Raw genomic sequence first — 16,944 nt, 5'->3', positions numbered from 1 at the left:
CACTCAGAAGTCGCCGGCGTTGCGGCGCAGCGTCTCGATGGCGGTCACCAGCGCCTCCGACTGCCTGTCGGACATTCCGACGTCGGCGAACACTTCCTTGTTCAGCGTGACCGTGGCGTCCTCGACCGTCGAGCGGCCCACCTCGGTCAGTTGCACCAACGTGGTCCGGCCGTCGGTCGGGTGCGGCACCCGCTCGACGAGGCCGTCGGCTTCCAGCCGCCGGATCGCGTGGGTGACGCTGGTGACGTGCACCTGCAGCCGGTCCGACGCCTTGGTGATCGGCAGTGCACCGCTGCCGCTGAACGCCAGCAGCCGCAGCAGTTCATAGCGGGAAAAGCTCAGATCATAGGGCCGCAGCGCGGTCTCGACCCGGGCCAGCAGGATCTGGTGGGCGCGCATCACGGACGTCACCGCGACCATGCCGTCGGCGACGTCGCCCCAGCCGGCCCGCTCCCAGTTGGCCCGGGCCCGGGCGATGGGGTCACTGCTCACGCCTCATTCTTACCGCACCGCATACTCGCCGGCGCTGCGCTCGCCCAGTTGGCCACAGATCCGCTGCGGTCAGCCCCCGACGCTCGTCCCGTCCACCGCTTTGCGGATGGCCGCGAGCACCGCGCGCGACGACCTACGGTCCCCGACAGTGATCCGCACTCCGCCATCGGCGTAGCTGCGCACCCGCGGGCCGTCATCGCCGAATGTCCAGGCCCGCGCCCCACTCGGCAGGTAGACGAAGTTGGCGTGGCTGTCCGTGCAGTACACCCCCATCGACCGCAACCGCGCCCGCAGAAATGCCCCCTCCGCGGAGATCATCTGGATACGTTGCTGCAGTTGATCTTCCGCATCGTAGGACGCGGCGACCGCCACCAACCCGGTGATGCCGATGCCGAACGGCAGCTGCATCCCCCACAGCTGACGGGCCAGCGACGGCGCACACACGCCATAGCCGATGCGCAGCCCGGCCAGCCCGTAGGCCTTCGAGAAGGTGCGTACCACAACCAAATTGGGGTACCGCGCCACGAGCGAGGGGATGTCCAGGCACAAGTCAGGCGCCAGGAACTCCACATACGCCTCGTCCAGCAGGACCACCGTGCCGGACGGCACCCGATCCAGGAACCGGTACAGGTCCGCGGGCGACTCGACGGTCCCGGTCGGGTTGTGTGGCCGGCACACCACGACGACCCGCGCCCGCGCCGCAGCGTCTGCCATGGCGTCGAGATCGTGGTGACCATGCCGGTCCAGCGGCACCGTCACCGACCGCAATCGTGCCATCTGCGCGAAGATCGGGTAGCCGTCGAACGTCGGCGTTGCCGTCACCATCACGTCACCGGGCTTGGTGACGGCCTGCAGCACCTGCATGATCACGCCCGTGGCACCGGCGCCGACCACCACCTGTTCGTCGGCGACGCCGACGCGCCCGGCGATCAGCGATCGCAACCGCTGCGGCAGGAACTCCGGGTACCGGTTCACCACCTCGATCGACGCGGTCAGCGCGGCGCGCACCCCAGGCAGCGGCGGGAACGGATTCTCGTTGAGCGACAACGCCAACGGGTCGTCCGCGGCGGGCAGCGAATCGACCGCGTCGGTCAACGCGCAGGTGGGCGTCATCGCTGTCCGCCCCACCGCACCGCGGCCGCGCCGGCGAAGTCACCGGCGTGCGCGAAGGCCGCCATCATCACGATGTCGCCCTTCTTGACCTGTCCGTCGTCGATCGCCCGGTCCAGGTTGATCGGCACGCCCGCGGCGAACAGGTTGCCGCACTCTTCGAACGTGTCCCGGTGCCTCTCGGCGGGCAGCTCCAGCGCCTCACGCCAGTTCCGCAGGAACACCCGGTTCGGCTGGTTGGTGACCAGCAGGCCGATGTCCTTGGGCGCCAACCCGATCCGGTCACACACCGCATATGCCACCTCGGGAACCTGACGGTTACCGCGGGCCAGCACCTTGGTGATCTTGCTTTCGGTGAAGCCGATGCAGCCCTCCCCCGGCCCCGCCTGCCACCATTTGCGCGGCGGATCGACGGCCATGGTCATGTCACCGGCGTACTCGCCGTAGGTGCGGCATTCGACGTCGAGGATCGGCGAAACATCCGACAGTGCAACCAGTCCCACCGCGGCACCGTCACCGGGCACGGACGCCTGCGCCTTGGGCCGGATGGTGGACTGGTCGAAGACCTGACCCGCCGCGTTCTGCGCCACCGCCACCAGCGCCGTACGCCCCTCGCCGGACGCGAGCAACTGCCGCGCCAGCTTCAGGCCCAGGATGAAGGCCGCACACCCACCGTTGTGCAGGTCGATCACCCAGTTCGGTTTCATACCAAGACGATTCGCCATACCGCCACCGCCGCCGTAGAACGGCATGTCGGGCAGCTGGGTGTGGGTGATCAGCACGTCCACGTTGGCCAGGACATCAGACCCGTGCCGGTCCACGATGCCCGCGGCGGCGCGTTCGACCATGTCGATGGCGGTCTCGTCGGGCGCCACGTGGTGCCGGAACTTCGGCGCCCGGAACATCAGGTTGTCCCGCAGGTCGTCGGAACCGGCGAATTGCGCGTAGTAGTCGGCACCGATCGGCTCGCCCGGGAGATAGGTCGAGACGTCCAGAAGGCTGACGGCAGGCTGCTGCATCTTTTCGCTCACTTCATCCAGGCCGGGGTGATCGGCAGACCGTTGCGGTGCCGGTATTCGGCGATTGCCTTGAGGTTGTCCAGTTCCAGGCGGTGGCCCGCCCCGAACATGTCCCAGAAATCCCCGACCCACACGGGCCGCTGCGCGGGCGCCGCCTCCGGGTACGGGTTCTTGTCGTAGAACGGGTGGTGGCAGTTGGTCCACAGCACCACCGAGCCGGGCTTGTTCAGTACGGTCTGCGCGTCGACGACGCGCATCAGGTAGATCATCCAGAGGTGCTGGCCCTGGTCCCACGCGCAGTGGTAGTCGACGGTCATCGCGTCACGGTTCGACACTGTGCGCGTGTAGATTTCGGTCTCCGAGCCCAGCCGGTCGTAGGCCAACCAGAGGCCGGGCTCGGTGGTCTCGGTGAACCCGCGCAGGCTGTAGGTCCACTCCTCCAGGCTGCGGGTGTCCGACAAGTACTCGAACAATTCCTCCGGCGGGCAGTCGATGTAGTCGTTGACGGTGCAGTACTCACCGAAGACCACGTCGTGCGGGTACACCGACCGCATCATCTCCATGATGATCGGGGTGGCCTTCTCCCGGGGCGCGTTCTCGATGCGGGTGATCCCGTCGATCGGTAGGGCGATGTCTTCAAGCGCGGGCAGCGACATGCTGGGAGCTCTCTTTCTGCGTCTGTTGGGTGACTGAATCGAGAAATGGTGCGAATGTGGGGATTTCGTCAGCGGAACATTCGACGCTGACCACCGATGGTCCGTGCCGGCTAAGCGCTTCGGTCAGCGCGCCGGCCAGCTGCGGCAGCTCGGTGACGTCGGTTGCGTGCAGGCCGGGGAACATCGCGGCCAGACCGGCGCCGAGCCGCGCCGGCGTGAAGCGGTTGTAGCTGTAACGGTCGCCGTAGAACAACTGCTCGCGGGTGACGCACATGGCGTGGGCGTTGTTGTTGAACAGCACGAAGGTGATCGGGAGCCGGTACTGCACCGCGGTGTGCACTTCCATGCCATGCATGAAGAAGGAGCCGTCGCCGGCCACCACCACGGTCCGGTATTGCGGCCCAGCGGTTTTCGCCCGGGCAAAGCACATGCCGATGGCGGCGCCGAAGCTGTACCCCATGCCGCCCATCCCGAGCGCCACCACGAAGCGCCCGTGCCGGCGCACCGGCAGCCCGTGCACCGTCGAAGCGCCGGTGTTGCCGGCGTCGACGACGATGTCGGCGCCATCGGGCACCAGCTCGTCGAGCAGCGTGACGGTATCGCGGTACCGGATGCCGGGCCCCTCGTGGACTGGTGGCTGAAGTTCGGTGTGCGGCAACGGATCCAGGACCCGAAGCCCATGGGCACGACCGGCTCCCGTCAGCGACCGGGTCAGCGCTGTCAGTGACGCCCGCAGATTGGTCGAATTCACGTGTGTTGTCGGGACATACGGCCGCTGCGCCCCGAGCGAGACGGCCTGTACCCCGGCCAGGGCGCTGTCGAGACCAGCGCGGGCCGTCACCGACAGGCGTGTCCCGACCACCAGGCACACCGCGCTGCGGGAGATCGCATCGACCACCCGCGGATGACCCATCACGCCGGTGACTCCCAGCCACGACGACTGACCCAAGCCTGGAGAGCCGCTGACATCCTTGGCATCGGGAACCGTGGCGACCCAGGCCCGCAGCACCGACCGCAGCTCCTCGAGTTCACGGCGGGCGTCGTCGCGGGCCACCTGCTCGCCGGCGATGATGGTGACCGGCCCCAGGGCCCGGCGCAGCACCTCGGCGATCGGACCGGGATCGGCCAGCAGCGAATCCTGAACCGCAGCAACTGGATTGACCATATCGATCATCGCCTGCTGGACATCCTTCGGCAGCAGCAGCACCGCCGGACCGCCACTGTCGGCCGCGGCCAGCGCCTCCGCCAGCGCCGGCACGATGTCCTCGGGTGCCGTCACGCGACGGCAGTACACCGACACCGCGGAGAACAACGCCACCGCATCGAGTGACCCGGAGCGCCCACTGGTGTCCTGAAAGCTGCCTCGGCCGTCCAAACCGGTCGGCGCCTGCCCCACCAACGCCAGTACCGGCACTCGACTGGCCAGTGATTCGCCCAGTCCCGCAACCAGATTCAGCGATCCGCCGCCCGATGTCGCGGCCACCACCCCGATCCGGGACACCGCACGGCTGTAGCCGTCGGCCATGGTAGCCGCCGAGAACTCGTGCTTTGCCAGGATCGCGGTGATGTCGTCACTCAGGAACGCCGCGTCGAACAGGTCCTCGATGTTTGCCCCGTCGACACCGAAGAAATATTCGATGCCCGACGCCGCAAGTTGCGTGATGATGTGATCCACCACCCGATGCCTGCCGACCATCTGTCACCTGCTTCCGCTCGTCTGACCAAGACACGAAGCAGAGCGCCGGATGGTTCAACGCCGCCGGGAAAATCTACAAATTGCGCTCGAGCAGCACTTTGCCGCTGTCAGCGGAAACCAGTTGTACCGCAGCAATTTCCGAAAGCTGCATCGGCGTGTTACCGCTCGGCAACGCAGTGGCTCCGGACATGCCGAACCACGTGGCGATCTGCGCGCGGCTGCCGTCGCGGCCCACCACGACCATACCCAGGTTGGTCGGCGGGGCTGCCGGTCCGCTGGACCAGTCGCCGTAGCTGCACGCCATGTCGATCCGGGTGCCCCAACCGAAGCTGCTCAGCGCGATGGTGGCGTTGAACGGAGTGGGCGCCACGTGCTGCATGGGCAGCTGCTGCGCCTGCTCCTGAGCCTGGCCGCCGCCGAAGAACTCCGGCCGGACCACGGCCACCGCACCGACTGCCAGTACCGCTGCGGCCAGGCCGGCCACTGCCGTCGTCACCCAGCGGGTCCGGCGCCGGCGCCACCGAACCTTGGCCAGCACAGAATCGAGCACCTCGGGGCGCAACGGCGGTTCCGGCTGCTCGGCACTGATCTCTTGCACATCGGCCAACTGCAGTAGCCCCAGTAGGGCCGGCATGCCACTGATCTCAGAGACCGCGTCGCGGCAACGCGCGCAGGTGTGCAGGTGCGCCTCGTACTCGCGGCGTTCCGCGCTGGACAGCGAGCCCAGCACGTAGGCGGCGTCCCAGGTTTCGTACCGGTCGCCGTCGAAGGGTCCGATGGACTCGATCAGGTGTGCGCTCACCGAGTCACCCCCATTTCCTGCAGATTCAGGCGTAACGCCCGGACCGCGTAGTGCAGCCTCGACTTCACTGTGCCCTCGGCGATCTGAAGCTCGGCCGCTATCTGCGCGACGCTCAACTGCCGGTAGTACGCGCGCTCGATCACGGCGCGATGGTCGACGGAGAGCTGACTCAGGGCGCCCCCGAGCAACATCCGATCCAAGGTGATATCCACTTCATCGGTAGCCTTCGGGTCCGTCCGGTCCTCGGCCTCCACCACCTCCGACGAGGTGGTTTCGTGCCGACGCCGGGCGCTGCGCTGCTCATCGATGATCAGGTTGCGGGCGACGGTGTAGAGCCAGGCCCGCGGGGACTGGTCGGTGTCGGATACGACGTCGGGATGCCGCCACGCCCGTAGCAATGTCTCCTGCACGACGTCCTCGGCACGCGCCGAGTCCTGTGTCAGTCGCAGGGCATAACGCCAAAGGGCACCAGCGTGCTCGTCATAAAGCACCCGCATCATGGCGGCCTCCGGATCACTCATGCACCAACCTCCGTCATAGACACGAGATCAGGGGCGATCCGGTTCACCGAATCAGTCGCGCAGGAGGGTCAGAATTCTGGGTCCGTCCTCGGTGACCGCGACGGTGTGTTCCCAGTGTGCGGCACGGGAGCCGTCCTTGGTAACCACTGTCCACTCATCTTCGAGGATGACCGTCTTGGAGCTACCCAAGGTCAGCATCGGTTCGATCGCCAGCACCGAGCCGGGTTCGAGGAACGGGCCCCGACCGGGCGATCCCTCGTTCGGCAGGAACGGGTCCATGTGCATCTCTTGGCCGATGCCGTGGCCGCCGTAGCCTGCGACGATGCCGAACTTGCGGTCATAGCGGGCAGATGCGGCGCGGGTGGCCACCTCGATGGCGTGCGAGACGTCGGTCAGCCGGTTGCCGGGGACCATGGCGGCGATACCCGCTTCCATGGACTCGCGGGTGGCGTCGGACAGCTTCTGGTCGGCGTCGATCAGCGGGCCGACACCGAACGTCACCGCCGAGTCGCCGTGCCAGTCGTTGAGGATGGCGCCGCAGTCGATGGACACCAGATCACCGCTGGCGAGCACCTCGTCGGCGGTCGGAATCCCGTGCACCACGCGGTCGTTGACCGACGCGCAGATGGTCGCCGGGAAACCGTGATAGCCCAGGAAGGACGGGATGCCGCCGCCATCGCGGATGACGGACTCGGCGATCTGGTCCAGGTCGAGGGTGGACATCCCGGGCGCAGCGGCCTCACGAACCGCTTTCAGCGCGGCCGCCACCAGGGAGCCGGCAGCCGCCATGGCGTCCAGTTCGCCGGGAGTCCGCTGCGGGACGACCTTGCGGCCGCGTCGGGGTAGACCAATCATCGATAACTACTCAGCCGGATTGGCGGCTTAGCCGCCGAGCGCCTGCAGGGCGCGGGCGAAAACCTCGTCCAGGCTGCCCACGGCGTCGACCGACACGAGCTCGTCCTGGTAGTAGTCGAGCAGCGGGGCGGTCTCGTCCCGGTACACCTTCATCCGGTTGAGGATGACCTCTTCGGTGTCGTCGGCGCGGCCGCGGCTCTTCAGCCGGGTCAGCAGCTCGGACTCCGACACGCGGAACTCCAGCACCGCGTCCAGCTTCAGGCTGCGCTTGGCCAGCATCTCGCGCAGCGCGACGGCCTGCTCGACCGAGCGGGGGAAGCCGTCGAGGATGAACCCGGCGGCGGTGTCGTCGGCGTCGAGACGGTCGTCGACCAGCGCGTTGGTCAGCTCAGCCGGGACCAGGTCGCCGGCGTCGAGGTACTTCTTGGCCTCGACACCCAGCGGGGTGCCCTTGCTGATGTTGCTACGGAACAGATCACCCGTGGAGATCTGCGGGATGCCGAACTTCTCGGCCAGCTTCTCGGCCTGAGTGCCCTTGCCTGCTCCCGGCGGTCCCAGCAGAACCATTCTCATTTGAGGAACCCTTCGTAGTTGCGCTGCATGAGCTGGCTCTCGATCTGCTTCACCGTGTCCAGACCCACGCCAATCATGATCAGCACGGCCGTACCGCCGAACGGCAAGTTCTGCGCGCTGCCTCCGCCGCCCTGCAGGAACAGATTAGGCAACACAGCGATCAAACCGAGGTAGATCGAGCCCGGCAGCGTGATCCGGCTCAGGACGTACCGCAGGTAGTCCGCCGTCGGCTTGCCCGGCCGGATGCCCGGGATGAAACCACCGAACTTCTTCATCTCGTCCGCCCGCTCATCGGGGTTGAACGTGATGGACACGTAGAAGTACGTGAAGAAGATGATCAGGCCGAAGTAGATCGCGATGTAGACCGGGTCGGCCGGGTTGGTCAGGTACTTGGCGATCGCCTTGGACCACCAGCCGTTGGACGCGTTCGGATCACCCGCGGTCACCAGCTGGGTGATCAGGTGCGGGATGTAGATCAGCGACGAGGCGAAGATGACGGGGATGACGCCGGCCTGGTTGACCTTCAGCGGCAGGTAGGTCGAGGTACCGCCGTACATGCGACGACCCACCATGCGCTTGGCGTACTGCACCGGGATACGGCGCTGGCCCTGCTCGACGAAGACCACACCGACGATGATGATCAGCGTTGCGGCCACGACCGAAGCGAAGACCATGCCACCGCGGCTCTCCAGGATGGTCTGGCCTTCGGACGGGATGCGGGCCGCAATACCGGCGAAGATCATCAGCGACATGCCGTTGCCGATGCCACGTTCGGTGACCAGCTCGCCCATCCACATGACCAGGGCCGCGCCCGCTGTCATGACCAGCACGATCACCACGAGGGTGAAGATGCTCTGGTCCTGGATGATGTTCAGCGTGCAGCCCTGCAGCAGGTTGCCGCTGGCGGCCATCGCGACGATCGAGGTGCCCTGCAGAACGGCCAACGCGATCGCGAGATAACGCGTGTACTGCGTCATCTTGGCCTGACCGGACTGGCCTTCCTTCTGGAGCTGTTCGAAGCGTGGGATGACCACGACCAGCAGCTGCACGATGATGCTCGCGGTGATGTAAGGCATCACGCCGACCGCCAGCACCGATAGATGCAGTAGCGCACCGCCGGAGAACAGGTTGATCAGCGAGTAGACCTGCGCTGCGTCACCGCCACTGACCTGCTCGATGCACTTCTGCACGTTCGGGTAGTTCACCCCGGGGGACGGCAATGCAGCACCGGCCCGATACAGGATGACTACACCCAGCGTGAAGAGGATCTTGCGTCGCAGATCGGCCGTCCGCAGGGACGAGATAAAAGCCGAAAGCACTCTTCCTCCTGCGCAGCCGAGCTCGGGCCGCGGCGTGCTGATGGGGCTGGTCAGGTCCAGCGTTTGGTTAATTCCGTGCGCGACCAACAGCAGGTACCCGACCTGTCTGGACGCGCCGTCAAATCAGTCTCCGAGAATAACAGTTGCCGTCCCCCCGACCTGCATCCGCACGGCGCCGGACCGTTCCCACCCAGCACGGACGGGTCGAAACCTGCCGCCACCCGGCATTTCTGCCGCGTTCAGGAAGGGCGCGTACAGTCGCCGACAGGTTGTTACATGAGCTAACTACCGGCCCATTCACCGGGTAAGACACGACAGGAACGACGCGATGGCACGCACTGACAACGACACCTGGGACCTGGCATCGAGCGTAGGAGCGACCGCGACGATGGTCGCCGCCGCTCGCGCCCTCGCCACCAACTCCGACGACCCGATCATCGACGACCCGTTCGCCGCTCCCCTGGTCCGCGCCGTCGGAGTCGAGTTCTTCACCAAACTGGTCGACGGGACCGTCGACTTCAGCGCGCTCGACGAGACCGGCTCCGGAATGGCCCGGTTCGCCAACAGCATGGCCGCCCGTACGCGGTTCTTCGACGATTTCTTCCATGACGCCGGCCGCGCAGGTATCCGGCAGGCCGTCATTTTCGCCTCCGGCCTGGACTCCCGGGCCTACCGGTTGGCCTGGCCGGCCGGCACCGTCGTCTACGAACTCGACCAACCCGAGGTCCTCGCCTTCAAGGCACAAGCGTTGACGGACCTCAACGCCGCGCCGACCACCGACCGGCGCGCAGTGGCGATCGACCTGCGCGACGACTGGCCGGCCGCGCTGCAGGCCGCGGGTTTCGACCCGACCAAACCGACGGCCTGGATCGCCGAGGGATTGTTCGGCTACCTGCCACCCGAGGCCCAGGACCGCTTGCTGGACCAGGTGTCCGAGCTCAGCGCCCCAGGCAGCCGGATGGGCGCCGAGGGGGTGCCCGCCCTGCAGGAGCGCGACCACGATGCGGCCCGGGAGCGGATGAAGGCGATGTCCGACCACTGGCAGGCGCAGGGGTTCGACCTCGACTTCACCGAGCTGGTCTACCTGGGTGACCGTGCCGACGTGACCGCCTATCTGCAGGGCCACGGCTGGCAAAGCAGCGCCGTCACCTCCAACGAGCTGCTCGTCCGGAATGGACTGCCGCCGATCGAAGTTGACCCGGACAGCGATCAGGGCACCTTCGCCGAGGTCAACTACGTCACCGCGTTGCGCTGATCCCCTGATAGGAGTGAACCGATGACCCGGACCGACAGCGACACCTGGGATCTGGCCTCGAGCGTGGGCGCGACCGCGACCATGGTGGCCACTGCCCGCGCCCTGGCCACCAAGGAGGCGGAGCCGCTCATCAGCGATCCGTACGCCGATCCGCTGGTGCGGGCCGTCGGCGTCGAGTTCTTCATCAATCTGCTCGACGGGCAGATCGATCTCACCGGCGAGGTCGGGACGGCCGCCGCCATGATGACCAATCTGATGGCGGTGCGGACGAAGTTCTTCGACGACTTCTTTACTTCTGCGACTGCAGCCGGCATCCGGCAGGCAGTCATCCTCGCCGCCGGCCTCGACTCGCGGGCCTACCGGCTGGACTGGCCGGCCGGCACCGTCGTCTACGAGATCGACCAGCCCGAGGTGATCGCCGCCAAGACCGGGACCATGGCTCAGATCGGGGCCACGCCCACCAGCGAGCGCCGCACGGTCGCGATCGATCTGCGCGAGGACTGGCCGGCCGCACTGCGCGCCGCCGGGTTCGATTCTTCGGCGCCGACGGCCTGGATCGCCGAGGGACTGCTGATCTATCTGCCGCCCGAGGCACAGGACAAGCTCTTCGACAACATCACCGCGCTGTCGGCGCCCGGCAGCCGGCTGGCCACCGAGTTCCACACCGACCACGGCGCCGGCATGCGTGAGCGCGGCGCGGCCATGAGCGAGCGGTGGCGCGGCGCCGGCCTCGACCTCAACCTGACCGACCTCTGGTACCAGGGCGACCGCACCTCGGTGGTCGAGCACCTGGATGCCAGTGGCTGGCACACCACGGCCCGCCCGCGACTCGAAGTGTTCGCCGAGTACGGCCGCCCCCTCGCCGAGACGGAAGACACTGCGGCACTGCGCAATTCACTTTCCGTGACGGCCATCAAGAACTAGGAGCTGGGAGAAAAATGACACGAACTGACGGAGATTCCTGGGATCTGGCCTCCAGCGTCGGGGCCACCGCCACCATGGTCGCGGGGCAGCGTGCCCTCGCCCACCGCGAGCAACTGATCGACGACCCGTACGCCGAGCCGCTGGTCCGGGCCGTCGGACTGGACTTCTTCACCAAGGCGCTGGACGGCGAGATCGACTTCGGTGACGTGAACCCGGCCTTCACCCCGCGCCGCGCGGCGGAGGGCATGACGGTCCGCACCCGCTGGTTCGACCAGCTGTTCCTCGATGCGGCCGCCGCCGGCGTCCGGCAGGCGGTGATCCTGGCCGCCGGTCTGGACGCGCGCGCCTACCGGCTGCCGTGGCCCGACGGCACCGTCGTCTTCGAGGTGGACCAGCCCGAGGTCATCGAGTTCAAGTCCACGACCCTGGCCGACCTGGGCGCCTCCCCCACCGCCACCCGGCGCACCGTCGCCGTCGACCTGCGCGACGACTGGATGCAGGCACTGCGGGACAACGGCTTTGACCCCGCGGCACCCACCGCGTGGATCGCCGAAGGACTGCTGATCTACCTGCCGCCCGAGGCCCAGGACCGGCTGTTCGACAACATCACCGCGCTGTCGGCACCCGGCAGCTTCGTGGCCGCCGAGCAGGTCGGCGACCTGAGCAGCGCGTTCGACGACGAGCGGATGCAGGCGATGCGCGAGCGGATGAAGGCGCTCGGATCGAACATCGAGATGGCCGACCTGATCTACCAGGGCGACCGCAACCACGTCACCGACTATCTGACCGGCCTCGGCTGGGACGTCACCGCGCGGTCGGTCGAAGAGGCGCACACCGACAACGGTTTCCAGTACCCCGACGACGAACTGTCCCGGGCCTGGACGCAGCTGAAGTATGTCCGCGCAGTCCTGAACCGGAAGGCGTAACCGCGATGGCACGGACACACGGGGACAGCTGGGATCTGGCGTCGAGCGTGGGCGCGACGGCCACGCTGGTCGCGACCGGGCGGGCGATTGCCAGCACCCACCCACACGGTTTGATCAACGATCCGTTCGCGGCGCCGCTGGTGCGCGCCGTCGGGATCGAGGCGTTCACCAACATGGTCGACGGTGTACTGGACCTCGCCGCGCTCGAGGCCTTCGCGCCCGATGCCGTGGTCCGGGCCCGGGCCAACATCGACGAAATGGCCGTTCGCACCCGGTTTTTCGACGACTACCTGCTGACGGCGACCGACGGCGGCATCCGGCAGGCCGTCATCCTGGCCTCCGGGCTGGACTCCCGCGCCTACCGGCTGCCCTGGCCCGACGGCACCGTGGTCTACGAGATCGACCAGCCGGATGTCATCGAATTCAAGACACAGACCCTGGCCGGCCTCGGCGCGGCGCCGACCGCGCAGCGGCGGACCGTCGCGATCGATCTGCGCGAGGACTGGCCGGCGGCGTTGCAGGCAGCCGGTTTCGATCCCAGCCGGCCGACGGCGTGGTTGGCCGAAGGTCTGCTGATCTACTTGCCACCGGAGGCCCAGGACAAGCTGTTCGACAACATTCACGAGCTCAGCGCACCCGGTAGCGCCGTGGCCACCGAATTTGTGCCCGGGCTGAAGGATTTCGACGCCGACAAGGCTCGTGAAGCCGCTGCGGGGTTCGCGCAGCTCGGCTTGAACATGGACATGCCATCGCTGGTCTACCACGGCGAAAGGCATTCCGCCGCAGACTATCTGGCAGCCAAGGACTGGCAGACGACCGGCGTCGGCCGGTCCGACCTGTATGCCAGGTACGGGCTGGCGGCAGCGGATCTCGGCGGCGACGATCCCATGCGCGAGATCATCTACATCAGCGGCACTCTCGGCTGAGCCCGCTGCCTAGAAGCGGTAGTCACCCAGCCAGAGCGCGCTGACCCCGGTCAGCGACCGCTCGGCCGCACCGAGCGCGCCGACGAGGGAACGGCCGAGCAGTGCCGCCACCGCGTCCGGCAACGACGCCGCCGCGGGTTGCGACGAGGCCTTGGGCCGCACGTGGTCCAGCAGCGACGAGCCCGGGTAGTTGACGACCTTGGCGGTCGCGTCGGGATCGAGTCCGGCCAGCACCTTGGCCCGGCGCACAGCGGTCCGCAGCCCACCGAGTTCGTCGACCAGGCCGTGTTCCAGCGCGTCGGCGCCGGTCCAGATGCGGCCGCGCGCCACCTGTTCGACGGCCTCGACCGGCAGGTTGCGGCCGTCGGCGACGCGTTCGACGAAGTCGGTGTAGAACAGGTCGGCCTCGGCCACCACGTGCGCGTGCTGGGCCTCGGTGAAGGGCTGGTTCGCGGACCAGGCGTCGGCATTCTCGTTGGTACGCACGGCATCCGAACCGACACCGAGCCGTTCCTTGAGGCCCTTGGTGACGAGCTTGCCCGTCACCACGCCGATGGATCCCGTGATGGTGCCGGCGTTGGCGACGATGTGGTCGGCCGCCATCGACACGTAGTAACCGCCCGACGCGGCGACCGCACCCATCGACGCGACGACAGGCGTGCCGGCCTCGCGCAGCCGAACCACCTCACGCCAGATGGTTTCCGAACCGGTGACCGCGCCACCGGGGCTGTCCACCCGGAGCACGACGGCTGCGACGTCGTCATCGGCGGCGGCTTCGCGCAGGGCGGCGGCGATGGTGTCGCCACCGACGCTCGACGGGCCGGGTGGGAACGCGCTCGGGCCGCCGCGACCGCTGACGATCGGCCCGGCCATGGTGACGACGGCGATGGTCGGCTTGTGCTTGATGCCCGGCAGCGGCGGCACCTCGGGCAGGGTATGTCCGGCGGTGGCCTTGGCGTACCGGGACAGGAACAACCGCGGCGGCGCGTCCTTGCCGTCGGCTTCGGCTGTGCCGCCGATCAATTCACCGACCCGGGCATACGCCTCGTCTCGGAAGCCGATGCGGTCCACGAGCTTGGCTGCCAGCGCGTCGTCGCGCAGCAGCGGCGCCCGGTCGACCAGGGTGTCGAGTTCGTCGGCGTCGACGTCGCGGGATGCGGCGATGGCGGCCAGCACCTGGGCGTGCAGGCTCTCGATGAGCCGGCCGTCGGCCTCGCGGTGCGGCTCGGTGTAGCGGTCCTGCGTGAACATGTTGGCCGCCGACTTGTACTCACCGCGCGCCACGAACTGCGCCTCGATGCCCGCCTTGTCGAACGCGTCGCGCAGGAACAACGCGTTGGTGGCGAAACCCACCAGCCCGACCGTGCCCGACGGCTGCATCCAGACTTCGCGGAACGCCGAGGCCAGGTAGTACGACATGGTGCCGGGGTAGGTCTCGGCCCAGGCCACGGACGGTTTGACGGCGCTGAACGCGGCGATGGCGTCGCGCAGTTCCTGCACCGGACCGGCTGCGGCAGCGGGCAATTGGACCCGGGCGATCAGCCCGGCCACGCGCTTGTCGTCGGCCGCGCGGTGGATGGCGGCGACGGCGTCGCGCAGCACCAGGGGCCGGGAGTTGCCCATGACGAAGGCGATCGGGTCGAAGCCGGCGGTCTCCGGCGGCACGGCCTGCAGGTCGAGTTCCAGCACGCAGCCGTTCGGCACGCCGTGGTGACGCGCGGTGTCGACCTTGCGGACAAGAGCACGCAACTCATCGGGGCCGGGAAGACCGGGGAGGCTGGGCCGGAAAGCAAACATCTTCCGAGCCTACCGACTCGCCGCCGGATGCCGAGCAGACGCAAAACTGTCGTTTTCGGCGGCGAATCGACGGTTTTGCGTCTGCTCACGGGAGAGGATCAGGGCCATGGTGCTGAAAGTCTCTGTCTCCCCCGACCTGGTCCACGGCGATGCCGACGACGGCTACGGCAAGGTCGCCGACGCGTTCCGGGCCAACTTCGCGGCGGGCAGCGAGGTGGGCGCGGCCCTGTGCGTCTACCGCGACGGCCGCAAGGTGGTCGACATGTGGGGCGGCTACCGCGACGGGATCAGCAAGGCGCCGTGGCAGGACGACACCATGGTCAACATGTTCTCGTCGACGAAAGGTGTTGCGGCCCTAGCTGTTGCGCACGCGGCGTCCAAGGGACTGTTCGACTACGACAAGCGGGTGGCCGAGTATTGGCCCGAGTTCGCCGCACAGGGCAAGGACGAGGTCACCGTGCGTCAGCTGCTGGCCCACCAGGCCGGGCTGTGTGTCCTGACCCCGAATCCGCTGCTGTCCGACATCGCCGATCCGGTGCGGCTCTCCGCCATCTTGGCCGCCCAGAAACCGGCGTGGACGCCGGGCACCCGGCACGGGTATCACGCCATCACCATCGGTTGGTACGAGTCCGAGCTGATCCGTCGCACCGACGGCCGTACCCTCGGCCGCTACCTCGCCGAGGAGATCACCGGGCCGTTGGGCCTCGACCTGTACATCGGCCTGCCCGACTCTGTCGATCGCGGCCGGCTGGCGACGTTGCACCATTGGCAGCGCCACGAGTCGCTGAAGCATCTGAATGTCATGCCGGCGGGGTTCCTGCTCGGCAGCCTGAACCCGCGGGGGTTGTTGGCCAGGACCGCGGCGATCCCGGCCGATATCGACCCCTACGCCGGCGACTACAACACCGACCGGGTGCGCCGCGTCGAGATTCCGTCGGCCAACGGCACCGGGACCGCCCGCGCGCTGGCCGGCCTCTACGGTGCCGCGGCGGTCGGCGGGACCGAAATAGGTTTCACCCCAGAGACTTTCGACGCCTTGGCCGCGCCCCCGCGAAACCCGTCAGGCGGGACGCGGGACAAGGTGATGCGCGCCGAGATCGCGTATGCGCTCGGCTTCTGCAAACCCATCCCGACGTTCGCCTTCGGCTCCTCGGGTAAGGCCTTCGGCACGCCCGGGTTCGGCGGCTCGTTCGGCTTCGCCGACCCGGACACCGGCGTCGGGTTCGGCTACGTGATGAACCGGCTGGGCTTCCATCTGGTCAGCGATCCCCGGGAACTCGCGGTGCGCCAGGCGCTCTTCCGCGACGTCCTCGGCGTGCGCGCCCAGACCTAGTCGCGTTGACCCTGAACTGCGGGCGCAAAAGTCCGAGTGGCGCCCGCCCTCAGGACAGGATCAACACAAAGAAGAAGGGCCCCCGCCGAAGCGAGGGCCCTTCTCTGTGGAGCAATTACAGCTCGGTCGCGCTACCACCGGCAGCGGTGATCGCCTCACGGGCGCTACCGCTGAACTTGTTGGCGGTGACGTCGAGCTTGACGGCCAGCTTGCCGTCGCCGAGGACCTTGACCAGGTTGTTCTTGCGAACCAGGCCAGCGGCCACCAGCTCGTCCACGCCGACGGTGCCGCCCTGCGGGAACGCCTTGGCGAGATCGCCGACGTTCACCACCGCGTACTCCGTGCGGAAGCGGTTGCGGAAGCCCTTGAGCTTCGGCAGACGCATGTGGATCGGCATCTGGCCACCCTCGAACGTCACGGGGACGTTCTTGCGGGCCTTGGTGCCCTTGGTACCACGGCCAGCGGTCTTACCCTTGGAGCCCTCACCACGACCGACGCGGGTCTTGGCCTTCTTGGACCCCTTGGCCGGCTTCAGGTCGTGCAGCTTGATGACACTCATTACGCCTCCTCGACGGTGACGAGGTGGTTGACCACCGCGAGCAGACCACGGGTCTGCGCGTTGTCCTCGCGAACGACGGACTGGCGGATCTTGCGCAGTCCCAGCGTCCGCAGGCTCTCGCGCTGCTTCCACCGGGCACCCACGGTGCCACGCACCTGGGTGATCTTCAGTTCAGCCATGA

18 protein-coding genes are annotated in these 16,944 nt (G+C 67.7%); 5 read left to right on the top strand and 13 right to left on the bottom strand.

Annotated features, from left to right (window positions below; translation table 11 throughout):
• Nucleotides 1-3 precede the first annotated feature (3 nt).
• The 10 genes from ACNO8X_RS09205 to secY form a co-directional block, all read right to left on the bottom strand.
• Nucleotides 4-492, bottom strand: coding sequence for a MarR family winged helix-turn-helix transcriptional regulator (locus ACNO8X_RS09205; protein WP_260971239.1), 489 nt, complete (start codon nucleotides 490-492; stop codon nucleotides 4-6).
• Between the two features lie 69 nt (nucleotides 493-561).
• A complete protein-coding gene (locus ACNO8X_RS09200) occupies nucleotides 562-1,605 on the bottom strand; it encodes an aminotransferase class I/II-fold pyridoxal phosphate-dependent enzyme (protein WP_133759602.1) in 1,044 nt (347 codons plus the stop codon).
• Nucleotides 1,602-2,621: a 3-oxoacyl-ACP synthase III family protein gene (locus ACNO8X_RS09195; protein ID WP_418005833.1), complete on the bottom strand. Its 1,020-nt coding sequence runs from the start codon at nucleotides 2,619-2,621 to the stop codon at nucleotides 1,602-1,604. The genes ACNO8X_RS09200 and ACNO8X_RS09195 overlap by 4 nt, the downstream gene beginning before the upstream one ends.
• 8 nt (nucleotides 2,622-2,629) lie before the next feature.
• Nucleotides 2,630-3,277 carry an SRPBCC family protein gene (locus tag ACNO8X_RS09190; protein ID WP_260937481.1) on the bottom strand — a complete coding sequence of 216 codons (648 nt, stop codon included), beginning with the start codon at nucleotides 3,275-3,277 and terminating at the stop codon, nucleotides 2,630-2,632.
• Nucleotides 3,258-4,973: a thiamine pyrophosphate-binding protein gene (locus ACNO8X_RS09185; protein ID WP_418005019.1), complete on the bottom strand. Its 1,716-nt coding sequence runs from the start codon at nucleotides 4,971-4,973 to the stop codon at nucleotides 3,258-3,260. Before ACNO8X_RS09185 ends, ACNO8X_RS09190 begins: the two co-directional genes overlap by 20 nt.
• Nucleotides 4,974-5,046: 73 nt before the next feature.
• Nucleotides 5,047-5,775, bottom strand: a complete 729-nt coding sequence (locus ACNO8X_RS09180; protein ID WP_418005018.1) for an anti-sigma factor family protein — start codon at nucleotides 5,773-5,775, stop codon at nucleotides 5,047-5,049.
• Complete coding sequence (locus tag ACNO8X_RS09175; RefSeq protein ID WP_043401806.1) at nucleotides 5,772-6,296, bottom strand: sigma-70 family RNA polymerase sigma factor; 525 nt, start codon at nucleotides 6,294-6,296, stop codon at nucleotides 5,772-5,774. The genes ACNO8X_RS09180 and ACNO8X_RS09175 overlap by 4 nt, the downstream gene beginning before the upstream one ends.
• Before the next feature lie 51 nt (nucleotides 6,297-6,347).
• Entirely contained in the window at nucleotides 6,348-7,151 is an 804-nt protein-coding gene (gene map / locus ACNO8X_RS09170) for a type I methionyl aminopeptidase (protein WP_418005017.1), read from the bottom strand.
• Nucleotides 7,152-7,178: 27 nt separating this feature from the next.
• Nucleotides 7,179-7,724 carry an adenylate kinase gene (locus ACNO8X_RS09165; RefSeq protein WP_043401800.1) on the bottom strand — a complete coding sequence of 182 codons (546 nt, stop codon included), beginning with the start codon at nucleotides 7,722-7,724 and terminating at the stop codon, nucleotides 7,179-7,181.
• Entirely contained in the window at nucleotides 7,721-9,043 is a 1,323-nt protein-coding gene (gene secY / locus ACNO8X_RS09160) for a preprotein translocase subunit SecY (protein WP_418005016.1), read from the bottom strand. Before secY ends, ACNO8X_RS09165 begins: the two co-directional genes overlap by 4 nt.
• Nucleotides 9,044-9,371: 328 nt before the next feature.
• On the opposite strand from secY, the gene ACNO8X_RS09155 reads away from it, so the two are divergent.
• The 4 genes from ACNO8X_RS09155 to ACNO8X_RS09140 are packed head-to-tail and all read left to right on the top strand — an operon-like array spanning nucleotide 9,372 to nucleotide 13,074.
• Nucleotides 9,372-10,298, top strand: a complete 927-nt coding sequence (locus tag ACNO8X_RS09155; protein WP_133759595.1) for a class I SAM-dependent methyltransferase — start codon at nucleotides 9,372-9,374, stop codon at nucleotides 10,296-10,298.
• Nucleotides 10,299-10,319: 21 nt separating this feature from the next.
• A complete protein-coding gene (locus ACNO8X_RS09150) occupies nucleotides 10,320-11,222 on the top strand; it encodes a class I SAM-dependent methyltransferase (RefSeq protein ID WP_418005015.1) in 903 nt (300 codons plus the stop codon).
• Between the two features lie 14 nt (nucleotides 11,223-11,236).
• Entirely contained in the window at nucleotides 11,237-12,148 is a 912-nt protein-coding gene (locus tag ACNO8X_RS09145; RefSeq protein WP_418005014.1) for a class I SAM-dependent methyltransferase, read from the top strand.
• Between the two features lie 5 nt (nucleotides 12,149-12,153).
• A complete protein-coding gene (locus ACNO8X_RS09140) occupies nucleotides 12,154-13,074 on the top strand; it encodes a class I SAM-dependent methyltransferase (RefSeq protein ID WP_418005013.1) in 921 nt (306 codons plus the stop codon).
• A gap of 9 nt (nucleotides 13,075-13,083) precedes the next feature.
• Here ACNO8X_RS09140 and sppA read toward each other — a convergent pair whose 3' ends face one another.
• Nucleotides 13,084-14,871, bottom strand: coding sequence for a signal peptide peptidase SppA (gene sppA, locus ACNO8X_RS09135; protein ID WP_418005012.1), 1,788 nt, complete (start codon nucleotides 14,869-14,871; stop codon nucleotides 13,084-13,086).
• Nucleotides 14,872-14,977: 106 nt separating this feature from the next.
• Here sppA and ACNO8X_RS09130 point away from each other — a divergent pair, with 106 nt between their 5' ends.
• Entirely contained in the window at nucleotides 14,978-16,204 is a 1,227-nt protein-coding gene (locus tag ACNO8X_RS09130; RefSeq protein WP_418005011.1) for a serine hydrolase domain-containing protein, read from the top strand.
• 115 nt (nucleotides 16,205-16,319) lie between these two features.
• Here the strand turns inward: ACNO8X_RS09130 and rplO are convergent, their stop codons facing one another.
• Both rplO and rpmD read right to left on the bottom strand, forming a co-directional pair.
• Nucleotides 16,320-16,763, bottom strand: a complete 444-nt coding sequence (gene rplO / locus ACNO8X_RS09125; RefSeq protein WP_043401780.1) for a 50S ribosomal protein L15 — start codon at nucleotides 16,761-16,763, stop codon at nucleotides 16,320-16,322.
• Nucleotides 16,763-16,942, bottom strand: coding sequence for a 50S ribosomal protein L30 (gene rpmD / locus ACNO8X_RS09120; protein WP_020101428.1), 180 nt, complete (start codon nucleotides 16,940-16,942; stop codon nucleotides 16,763-16,765). Before rpmD ends, rplO begins: the two co-directional genes overlap by 1 nt.
• Nucleotides 16,943-16,944 lie beyond the last annotated feature (2 nt).

It is taken from the genome of Mycobacterium sp. PDNC021 (assembly GCF_048282635.1).
Classification (GTDB): Bacteria; Actinomycetota; Actinomycetes; order Mycobacteriales; family Mycobacteriaceae; genus Mycobacterium; species Mycobacterium llatzerense.
The sequence above is the reverse complement of the archived record's forward strand: the minus strand, read 5'-3'. Positions and strand labels throughout refer to the sequence as shown.